General features: G+C 37.2%; 4 protein-coding genes. All 4 read right to left on the minus strand.

The window, feature by feature from the left end; genetic code table 11:
* A partial coding sequence (locus M3629_RS12655) for an OmpL47-type beta-barrel domain-containing protein (RefSeq protein ID WP_435368216.1) occupies nt 1-4450 on the minus strand: 4450 nt, incomplete at its 3' end.
* Nucleotides 4451-4474: 24 nt separating this feature from the next.
* Nucleotides 4475-5305, minus strand: a complete 831-nt coding sequence (locus M3629_RS12660; RefSeq protein ID WP_251506644.1) for an imm11 family protein — start codon at nt 5303-5305, stop codon at nt 4475-4477.
* A gap of 16 nt (nt 5306-5321) precedes the next feature.
* Nucleotides 5322-10742, minus strand: coding sequence for a S8 family serine peptidase (locus tag M3629_RS12665; RefSeq protein ID WP_251506680.1), 5421 nt, complete (start codon nt 10740-10742; stop codon nt 5322-5324).
* A gap of 179 nt (nt 10743-10921) precedes the next feature.
* Nucleotides 10922-12232, minus strand: coding sequence for an L-lactate MFS transporter (locus M3629_RS12670; RefSeq protein WP_435368217.1), 1311 nt, complete (start codon nt 12230-12232; stop codon nt 10922-10924).
* Nucleotides 12233-12255: the final 23 nt, after the last annotated feature.

Here is a 12255-nt window from a genome sequence, read left to right on the forward strand (position 1 = left end):
GTGTTTCAGGTTGGCCATTCGGGTCTACCTTTAGCCAGCCTGCTTTGGACCAGTCCGACCACAGCTGCTGATCCTTTACACGTACGCGAACTTGTACTTTTTGATTCACTGGTAACGCTTCGCTAGTGGTCCAGCTTCCGCTAGATAACGTGGTATTCTGCTCTATTTCTCCAGAGTCTAGGAGTACCGTTCCTTTCTCATCCAAAACTTGAATGTGGGAGGAAACAAATCTAGTATTACTACCTCCCTTTTGTTCCCACTTAATTAAAGGCTTTCGAGCTTGAATAAGCTCTATTTCATTATTTGATTCTGCAGGAAAAACAAGTTTTACGGTAGGCTTCATATCTTCTATTTCTATCCAATTACCCTCTGACCATTCACTCCACATGTATCCATTATGTTCTCTAACTTGTATCTTCCAACGACCATTCGGCAGAAACTCACTAAAAACAAGCTCACTCTTTTGGAGATTTTGGAACTTTTTAATCTCTCCAGAATCATAGTATATTTCTCCATTTTGATTAAGAATTTGGAGTTGCTGTTTTGAATCCTCACTATAAATCCAACTTTCATCAATCCACTGTATAAGCCAATTATAAGTCGACAATTTAGTAGGCTGATACTCATCTCCAGTAGGTTTGAGAATCTTAATATTGGGTTTCTCTACCATTTTAACTTTTACTGGAACATTACTCATTTCGAGAGTACCAATACCAAGTTGGCCTTTAGAATTATCACCCCAAGACCAAATACTACCATCCTCTGAAAGAGCAAGAGAATGTTTGTCTCCTCCACTAATATCAATAATGTTGGATAGTTGTTTAATCATTTGTGGCGTGCTGGTTTCTGCCCCAAATTTCCCATTCCCAAGTTGACCATTCATATTGAGTCCCCAGGTCCAGACATTCCCCGAATAATCAATAGCTAGAAAGTGATTAGCCCCACTTCCCACTTTTTTTATGTTATTTGCATTTGGAACTCTATAAAAGTTTCCTTGTGCGTTTCCAGCCCATACAGTACCGTTCTTATCAAGTGCAATAAATTTTTGCCCATAAGTAGAAATGTCTATTATATTTTCCAAGTTATATAATTTAGTTGGTTTATCTCCGTGCAACTGCCATACTTCTCCGTTAGACTTAAGTGCTAATGAACCTTCAATTAGCTTAGTCCCATAAAATCCTTTTATTTCTTGGGGAGTACTATAAGATTCAATTCCCCATCTCCATACCGTTCCATCTTCCTTTAAAGCATATTTATCCGAATAAATACTTATGTCGATTACATTAGCTAGTTTTATTTCACGTACAACCTTCTCCAGATTAGTCGGGTTTAACTCGACTACCGTTTTATCACCTCTAAGAGCTAATAGTGTATAACGGTTTCTTGCTAATTTAGTAATCGAAGGAAGCTTATCTAATAGCGAAGAAACATAACCTCTTTTACCATGAAGCGTATTCTCGCCCCACCCAGACATAATTCCATCTTCACTAATACTAAAACTTTGATCTTCTGAAGCTACTAAACGATGAACATTATGTTTGATTACTTCATTATTTGTTTTCACTACAACTACGCTGCTCATAGCAGATACGTTTCCACTTACATCAACTGCGCGAACAGTGAAAGAATATTCTACATCTGGTTCGAGACTATCTATAGTAATAAACGTATCTGATGTACTCTTGACAAAAATCCCATCTTGATATATTTCATAGTGATAGAGTTCCTTATCATCAGTTGACTCCGACCAACTTAACTCTACATCTGTGTTATTAGGAAAGCCCTTTAGATTTTGAGGCGTAGTTGGAGGTGTGGTGTCTGACTCATCACCAAACTTCACCTCTTTTGGAATTAATACTTTAGGGACATATCTATTCTTTCTTCCCCACATCCATAAAGAACCGTCTTGCTTTATAGCTGACATGAATGTTGGCGTAACCTGCACCACATCAGTATCATTCATATTTAATACTTTAAGCGGAGCATTAATTACCTTATCAGGTAATCCAACCCCTAATCCACCATCTCCTTCTGGATCATTATACCCCCACGCCCATAACTCTCTATCTCTGGTTAGTGCCATGAGTGGAGTATTTGTTCCTACTGTTTTATCTTCATTCAATACTAATCTTTTAATATTTTGAATGTTTATCCTTGTGGGAACATAGACATAGTCTTCCGTTGATCCAACTCCAGCTTCACCACTCCCGTTGCTTCCCCACGAGTATAGTGATCCATCCTCAGTAAGAACAAACGCTGCAAATCCAGCTGTTTCAATTTGTTTCACAGGGGAGCCGATAGGTATAAGTTCTGGAGCATATACTAATTGTTTCTTTGTTCTATTTTCTTTACCTAACCCTAACTGAGCTAACATATTGTTTCCCCAACCATATATAAGTCCATTGTCTTTAAGAACAAAATTTGAATTTGATGCTATGGCTATCTTTTTAACTTTACCAGCAGAAGAAACAACTTGAGGAGTATCTATTTTTTGTATTTTCCCAGTATAAGGGATTCCGAAAAGTTCTTCTCCACCATACCCCCAAGTCAACACACTCCCTTCTTTTGTCAAAGCAAGAGCATGCGTTGAACCAAACTCAATAGAAATAACATTTGACAATTCCTTGATAGCCTCAGGTTGAAAAATAGACGAATTTGTACCATTACCAAAAGGAATTTTGCTATTTCTCGAATCCTTTTCTATATCCCCCCATCCCCAAACAGTATCATCCTGTTTGAATGCATAAATCATTCTGTTGTGAATTTTGATATCCTTTGAATTAGCAAACCCAGTTATCTTTATTGGCTTTCTACTGTTTATGGGTTCTCCTCCCCAACCCCACACAGTTCCGTTTTTTTCAATAGCAATTACAAAATCCATTCCCTGATAAACAGATTTTATATTTTTCAAATTGCTTATCTGTATTGCTTTAGATTTACTTGTGTTAGTACCATCTCCCAGCTGACCTTTAGAGTTTTCTCCCCATGTCCATACAGAACTGTCACTTTTTAAATTGACATGAAAGGATGCATTACTGGAAAAGGAAGGTCGAATAGGCGTTGTAACTTTAATCAATTCACTAAAATTTGATGTGTTATCAGCGTGATCCCGAGCAATAATTTTAAAGTTGTACATAACATATGGATCTAAGTCCCTATAAATCCATGTTGTCTCTTTGGTTGTAAATAGTAATTCACCTTGATCATTATAGATATCGTAATTTGCTATTTCTATATTATCTTTTGCCCCCGACCAATTTAATTGTAATTCATCATGCTTTAGATTAGATATCTCAATTTTATCTGGTGGAGACGGGGGGGTCATATCATAACGTATAGTACGTTTAGACACCGTACTCAAATTTCCAGCTGAATCAATTGCACGAGCATATACCGTGGTTATTCCTTCATCAGGTACTACAAAAGGATCAATGTACTCTTCCCATTTACCACCTTCTCCCACCTTAACTTCTAACCGTGGGCTCTGTAAACCATAGTTACCTTTATCAATAGAGACAAGAACCTCCTCATTAGTCCATTCTTCAAATGCATTAAGCAGGGGAGTTGGAGGAGAGGTTCTATTGATTCGAACAATATCGTTATTTGTATCACTTATATTCCCTGCAAAATCAATTGACCGAGCATACACTGTTCTATTTTCAGATGAAACCTTAAAAGGAACGGTATAATCAATCCAATTCTCTGTTATTTCAGTACGGTACTGAGACTTACTCGTCCCACTTCCCACATCTTCTCCATCAACAATCGTTACCGTAACATCTCCATTTGTCCATCCTGATGGATTCATATTTATACTTGGGCTGTGCGGACTTGTAGTATCAATATTCAATTTTAGTTTTTTAATTTTTTCGAAATTACCGGCTCTGTCAATAGAGCGATAATAGATAAGAGGTTGAGATTCATCCACTTCCACTGGAACACTATATTTAATCCAATTTACTTGATCAAAACTGTACTCACTGTAGTCTACACCTGATTGGGTATCTTTGGAGCTTAATTCAAATCTAACAGCTGTTGTATAATATTCTTGTTCTCCTTTTGTACCTCGAATTATAGGAGTGGTAACAGGGGAATATGTATCTTTCTTTACACTGATTTTTTCTTCGAGCAATGGTTCCTTGTTCCCATTAACATCAACAGATCTATATTTTATAACGTAAACTCTATTCTCTGATAAAACAAAGGGACCATTATAGGTTACCCAACCTCTATCCTCATCTATGGTATATTCTGTTGTCTGTGTTCCACTTCCCGCCGTTAACATAACCTTTACCGGACCATAGTATACTCCATTCAATCCCTGGTTACCTGCAGTTTCAATTCGAGTAGTCGGGGGGCCGAAGCCCGCCGATACCTTTTGTAGATTATATGGAAACAAATTAAATATAAGACTAAACAAAACTAAAATATTTATAATTTTTCTTCTCAACTTCATTCTCCTCCAAAATAATATTTATTCATTTGACTTTTCCACTATGTGCCATTTTTTTTCTAATAATGTTGGCGGAATATAGGTTGGCTGGATCCAGAAATATTCACCATTTGGCTCCAACTGCCCCAAGATGAAGTTGCCTTTATCATTAATTTGAAGTTTCCATTTACCGTTCGCCACAGCTTCACCCGAATCAATTAACTTCACTGCTTCATCCCAGTTGAACCTTTTTCCAGGCAAAGAATCGACAAAATCAATTAATGCTCTATGCTTTTGTTCCAATTCATTCTGCATTTGCTCGCTAGACTCAGAGTCCCAAAGTTCAACAAACTCGAAACCCTTCAGTTTCGAAGACAGAATTAAATTACGGAACTCATCGGTAACTAATGAAAAAGAGCCAGGGTCTTGAGATATTTTAAATATAGGATGATTACTGTAATTAATGTCTGTTTTAAATGCATATTCATTAATATAAGTAAGTCTACCTTCAAACGTTGAATAGTCAGATTTTTCAAGATCAAGAGCATTAATTACATTAATCGTGTTGACAAGGCATAGCTCAGCATCATTGTTTTGAACAGGCAAAAATTCTACAAGCCCCCTCAATAAGGGCTCAACAATTTGTACAGTTTTTGATCCAAAACCAACAGTCAAACCATCAAAATGTGCTATATCTTTTGTTCTTCCTTTTTTTCTTGTTAATACTAGTCCAGATTCCCACCGATGCAACATAGGCATACCTTTAAAATCAGAATCTGAAGTCTTAAGAGTAGTTTTTTCTAATTCCGGATTTTTAGAACAAGTAGTAATACTCATCACGCTTCTATCAGTTGAAAGTCTCCAAATTTTCACAGCGAATACACCTCACCTAATTTATTTTCCCCAGAACAAGTTTCTCAGACATTAGGTCTTTACGCACTTCGTTTAATGCATGTAATATTTCACTTTCAGAATTTAAATTTTGTATTCTTGCCCATACATAATCAAAATACTGTGCACCATGCCTTCCTTTATGTGACGCCCAAGTAACATAAGTATCCTTATCTACCAGTATCTGAGCTGTTTTACTTCCATTAGGAATTTGACTTCCCGTAGGTAACCAAACTCCATTAGCAGCAGAATTTAAGTCTATTTTATACTTTTCCATTTTCTCTCGTAAATTCTTTGCGGATTGATAAGTTTCTGTAACAGGAACTAAGTGATGTGCTGCCCATCCTTTCGCCTCTGGCTTAGCGACTCCAGCAAGTTCCAACTGCTCTCCTAAAATTACACTATCTTGCTTGCTCTTAGTTTTTATATTTTTTACTTTAGAAGGCAAATTTTTATAATCGTCAATTGTCAAAGAACAAGTATGATTGTGCGTCCATATACCAAGCTCTGTGACATAAAATGTATGATACTCATCAACCGTAAAATTATATACCTTTTCCCTATTATTAGAGACTTCAATTGTTTTTATAGGTAGATAATTATTATCACTAGTTTCAAGTAAGTCACCAATAATCAGTTCATTGGTAAATTTCCATCCCTGATCTTTAACATAGAACGGATGATTCCCCGTGACTTTAATTTGCTGATCTTCAACGTACAAGGTATATATTTCTTCAATTTCTTTTTGAAACAATTGAGTTACAGGCTTGTAGTCGATACTTCCTGTTTCTTCATTTTTTGATAATACTAAATCTCCAACTTTAATATCCTCTATAGACTTAAAGCCTTCTTTAGTCTTAATAGGCGTACCAGATGCAAAACAAAAACATCCGCCTACAGTTCTTTTAAATTTAGCTAGTCCTGCTATTTGTTTCTTTCCTTTATTGAAGGTTCCCACTACTGGAATCATATTGGCTCCAGCTGTTAGAGCCTCTAGATAATTACCTTGCACCAAATATATTAAACCATTACCAAATTCAGATACAGAACTTAGAATCGGAATCATTGATGTTTTATCTAAAGAACGATGAATATAATCAAGAGGATCTTCATTGGGTTGCAACAACAAACTACTCTCAGCAAATTCCCAAAATCTTTCTAAACCATTAAGACCGTACATAGCCTTAGACCAGCTATCATAGCCAGTTAATGGATTTACATCATCACCAGTAAATATATATCTAACATAGTAGCTATAGCAGGCCTCACACTTATCCTTGTTTTTACTTGTGACTTCCACTCTCTGCCCCGATTTTCCATCGTAAAAATCTTCAGGAGGGGCAGGTAACCAGTTAACTTGATTTAATGGATTATTAGCAACTACAATCAAGAAAATCTGTGCCAAGTCTCTCCTGCCCTTAGGATAAATCATTGCCTGATAAAATCCATTTTTGGCCCAATAACTTACTGAGTAGCCCGTTGAGTGACTATTAGCATACAGTTGACGATTTTCTGTTACATCGCCTTCCCATCTAAAAGTTGTAGTGCTGCCTTTAGTTCTACTCCCTAAGCTTTTTTTGTATATTGTTGCGTAATTATTTACAGTAGGAAATATCTCCAATTGCAAATCAGAAGTATTTATTCTATTTTTGTATTTCATTTCGACATATTCTGTCTCGTAATCAAAGGGTGTAGGATCAAATGAAAAGCTAGTAGAACCCATACTAGCTGAAGCAGCAATACGTCCGAAATTCTCAGATTCTTTACCGTATTTTATTTCGTTTATCCATAGAGAGATTTGATAATCTCCTACATCAGCTGATGCATCAACTAAATTTCTACCTACTTTTAAATAATACTCACCCTGTTCCAAAAAACGAACTTTGTCACCATTTGCACTAAATAATCCGTAAAGATTCGATTTTGAATCTTCAATAGAACCTGAGCCCTTGAGTAAGTTTATGAAAATCTGTTCAGACTTCTCCAGCTTTATTCTAAAATAGTCAACATCATAGAGAGAATTCGTTCTAAGTACTGTGCCGCTAGGTTCAAACTCCTTTATTTCTCCCCACTCTAGTGGAATAGCAGTCTCCTTCGTACTGTGGAAAGCATCTTCTACCACTATTCTTGAACGTACTGCTAATGAATCATAGCCACTGAGGACAATATAATAGTTGACTCCAGCCTGAAGATTTATTTCAATCTTCGAAAAAGAACCACCATACGGTTTGGGACCCTTTACATCATCGTTAGATGCAACTAAATTTCTTCGAGATTCGTCACTGTATATTTGTAGTACCGTATCTTGATTCTCTCTTTTACCAAGATGTCCATAAGTAAAAAAACGATACCTCCCAGTTTGACTAGGCTTGAATTGGAAATAATCTGATTGATCCACATTTAAAGAAGAATCCAATGCTTTACGAAGTTCAAGAGTCTTATAGATAATCGGAGTTCTACTCACCAGCAAACGAGCATATATATCTGCTTCGCCTACTCCGTTGACACGAATGTAATAAGGTTTTCCTTTGTTAAGTTCCATTGATACAAGTGAAAACTCTGAATCACTTTTATCATCGTTATAACCTATTCTTTCAGAAAGTTCTGTGTCAGCAAATATCTCTATCTCTGTATCGTTTTTGTTAGCTTTGTAATTCCCGCCATAGTAATTTGTAGAAATATTATATATGCCGGTCTCTTTAGGAATAAACAAATAAATATTACTATCTTGTACTTTCTCATTTATATCTACAGGAATATCTTCTTGCAGGTAAGGAATATTAGATTTAACCACTTCTGCTGTCAATCTTGTATTTATATTATAATCCCCATAACCTTTAACCTTAACATAGTAACTACTTCCTCCTGTAAAACTGCGGCTAATTTCTGAAAAAGTAGTATCCTGATAATCATCATTTTCTGCTAGCAGATTCTTTAATTCCTTATCAGAATAAATTTCAAGAATGGTGTCTTCATCTTTTTCCAAAATACTAGTAAATATTTTATATACACCAGTAGTTGCAGGTTTAAATAAAAATAACCCTTGTTTTGATTTGAGCTCTGTGGGACTGAATAAAATTAATTCAATAATTTTAGTAGTAGAAGTAACCGTTGAAAAATCACTTTCAGATGAATCGTATACAGCAGAGACTCCTACAGAGTAAGTAGTCAGTGGTTCTAAATCTTCGAAAATGTAAGTAGTATCATTAACAATTTTGGTATTTTGTCCATTAATTTGAACCTTATAGCTTTGAGCCTGCTCCATCTCGTCCCAGGATAGTTTTATACTGTTTGAAGACGGGGTAGCTACTACTCCAGTGGGATTTAGATTAACTGGGTAGTCAATACCACCTAAAATAAGTGTGTAAGGCTCTCTGCCGTAGTCGTTATTCTGACCGGAAATTTTGAAGTAATATCTCTGTCCTTCTACGATGTTTAATTTAAATTGGGTTGTAACTCTATTAGAATTATAAATTATATCATCCATTTCATTATATACAGTGACGTTGTAGTTTTTACCATTAGGTACTATGAAGCTGATATCAACATTTCCCGTAATATCAGAGTCAAGTCTGTAGAAATCAACATCAGAAGTTGATGAAATATAAGAAACGTAGCTATTGCCCAAATTAATATTTTTTGACATTTCTTTGGAATCATTAATTTCATAAGTATCCAAAAGATCAGGTTCTGCTGTAACAGTTATGGTAAATTTATCGTCATAAATACCCGATGGACGTGCTGGATATTGATAATGAATAACATAATCTCCAGGTAAAGTTGCACTGGATGTTTGCCATGTAAATGCTATTTTTTGATGCAGCACTGGATTATTTACCGTATGTGTCGCTAAAATATCGGAAGGGTTTGACTTTCGATACACAATAATGTTAATTTTACTGTGATTGTTATTTCCATTCTGATCGCCTTCCAACTTTAAAGATACCGTCGCACTCTCCCCTGCAACAATACTCTGAATCTTCCCAACGTAATCATAAGATGCCTTAGATGTTCCCCCTTCTGTAACAGGGTCATATATAATATGATTATCATAGTCTGTTTTTTCAGTTAATGGAGAAATGCTACCTGAAACTATTCCCAAAGCCTTAGCAACATTAACAAGCCCGCTTCCATATTCATTTGATTTTCCTAATGGAGTAGCCGTATCTAACAAGTGATTTTTGACTTGGCTGGCATCCCATGTAGGATTCATAGACCATATTAAGGATGCTGCTCCTGTTACATAAGCGGCCGAAGAAGAAGTGCCAGAAAGAACGCCATACCCCCCATTTTTTCCAGTACTTAGAACATCTTCACCTGGTGCAACTATATCCAGTTCAAGACCAGTGCTAGAAAATGAAGTTTTTGAATGTGCAGAATTCACAGCACCTACAGCAATTACTTCAGGGTATTTAGCAGGATACATAATTGTATCTTCACCATAGCCTGCATTTCCGGCTGAACCAATAATTAGTATGTTTTTTTTGCTCGCAGTTTTGATTGCATCATGCAACATTTCACTATATTCTTCACTTACGAAACTCATATTAATTACATTAATATCATTCTCAATCGCCCATTCAATACCCTTGATCACATAACTTGTAAAACCTTTCCCCTCCTGATCTAGTACCCTCACAGAGTATATTTCAGAATTTGGATTAACGCCTTGTACTCCGAACGTATTATCCAACGCAGCTATAGTTCCTGCCATATGTGTTCCATGGCCATCGTCATCTATGTAACTATCTTTATTATCTAGGAAGGAAACTCCACCAGTTACGCTCAAATCAGGATGATTTGCTATTCCTGTATCAAATATAGCTACCTTAATCTTCTTTCTAATTTGGTTTGACTGTATGTCAACCAAATGTGAGCCTATAGAATAGTTCCCCCAAGGTATTGATTGTCTATCACTTGATACTGAAAAATTTCTTATAGAGTAATTACCAGCCGTTTCAATCTCCTTGTCGTATTCAATAGATTGAACATTATCTGTGTTAAGTAGCTGATTCACTTCCAAATCTGAAAGTTCCATTACACTTGTCTCTAGTGCGTTCATTTGTCTTTCAATTTCGTAGTTTCTCAGCGTGTCACTGAACACAAAACTCTTTTTTTCACTAGGCTTCTTTAACTTAACTATGTATCTCTTTTTTGGCATCATTGAACTTTCATAACTACGTACATCCTCTAATTTTTCACTTGGTTCCTCATTGGTTACATTTGAATTTAATCTCGATTCTTCAATTTGATCTTCAATCCCGTTTAAACCTTGCTGCTTATCACCGCTCCCTTCAATCATTGTCTCTTTTTCTACTTCTTGACTTTTTAAATCATCAGTTTGAGCCTGCACCGAGATCAAACTTAGATTCGAAACGAGTACTACCATAATTAATAAAACTATTAAAACTTTCTTCATATCTTTCCTCCTTGATTATTATAAACATTGTTCTCTAACTTACACTTTATCGGCTATGAGAGAATAATAATTTATACCCCTATAAAAAATTCTTAGAAAATTAATCTTATATTACAATCCAATATAAAAACGATCCCACGAAATAAAAAACGGGACCGTTTAATATACTTAATTTTATTTTAGCTTGCCCGCGATGACGGATTGAACTGCATCTGTTTATTATGGGAATCACGTGCCCGCAGGCTTGTACCTGGAGGTGTGATGATCAGTGCCATCAGCAGTGAACCCGCACAGAGTACCGCAATGACGATAAAGGTAAGATGGAAACCACCCAGTAGCGCACTGATAAATGATCCGGCCAAAGCACCAAATCCGAACCCTTGGTAGATCACGCCATAGTTTTTGCTTTGATTTTTCAACCCGAAGTAATCGGCCACAATGGCTGGGAACACGGTAATGTTACCACCAAAGCAGAAGGCAATCGCTGCCACGCAAGCGAAGAAGATTCCAAAGTTCAGCGGCACCAGACTCAGCGTCATGACAGCCACGGCTGTAACGAGCAACGCTCCGGCGATGACTTTCATCCGTCCTACTTTATCCGACAAGGCTCCCAGAATTATACGACCCGCTGTGTTAAAAATAGCGACCATGGCCACCGCATTTGCTGCCGTTGCCACGTTAAGACCTGCGAGCTGTACGCCAATATCTTTGACAATGCCGATCAGATACAGACCGCTCATACATGCTGTGAAGAAAATACCGAAAAGCATATACGCCTCTTTTGTACGAAGCATTTCTTTAACTGTATATTCATGATGGACTTCTGCAGGTTCACTGACCGCGCCCTCTTTGGCATTCACCGGAGACTGTTCACGAACCACCGCTTCACGGATCAGGAATGATCCGGCAACAACCAGTACAAGAACGATTATCCCCCAGTACATAAAGGCTTGCGCTGGGCCAACCGCACTAATCAGGGCAGAATTCACATATTTGAACAATAGACTACCGGTACCAAAAGCACCTACCGAAATACCCGAGATCAGACCTTTACGTTCAGGGAACCACTTGATCAGATTGGATAGAGAAGTGATATATGCTGTGCCGTCCGCAAAACCAACCACAAACCCAGCCAGCAGATACAGCAACGTTAACGAGCTCACCTGAGAACTTAGAATAAGTCCAAGCCCGAGTACCACCCCGGCTACACGGATCAAACGCCGAAGCCCCCAGCGCTCTTGCAATCGGCCCGCAAACAAGGTAGCAAATGCCAAAGCAAAACTCGTAATCGAAAAAGTTATCGCGACCGAGCTGACGTCCCATCCGAAACGATCAGACAGCGGTTGATTAAATAAACTCCAAGTGTAAATGGTGCCGAGTCCCATTTGTACAATAATTGTACCCAGTACAATAAGCCAGCGGTTCATGGATAAAGATGATGTCGTGGTTGAATTCAATGCTGATGAAGCGGATGAAATAGCTGCTTTCATCGTAATCTCCCCTTTGCCGATGT

Origin of the sequence: Paenibacillus polysaccharolyticus (assembly GCF_023714295.1) — a bacterium.
Taxonomy (GTDB): domain Bacteria; phylum Bacillota; class Bacilli; order Paenibacillales; family Paenibacillaceae; genus Paenibacillus; species Paenibacillus polysaccharolyticus_A.

Excerpts from the sequence above, each read along its gene's own strand:
- M3629_RS12665 (WP_251506680.1), bottom strand. The coding sequence starts at position 10,742 with ATGAAGAAAGTTTTAATAGTTTTATTAATTATGGTAGTACTCGTTTCG.
- M3629_RS12670 (WP_435368217.1), bottom strand. The coding sequence starts at position 12,232 with ATGAAAGCAGCTATTTCATCCGCTTCATCAGCATTGAATTCAACCACG.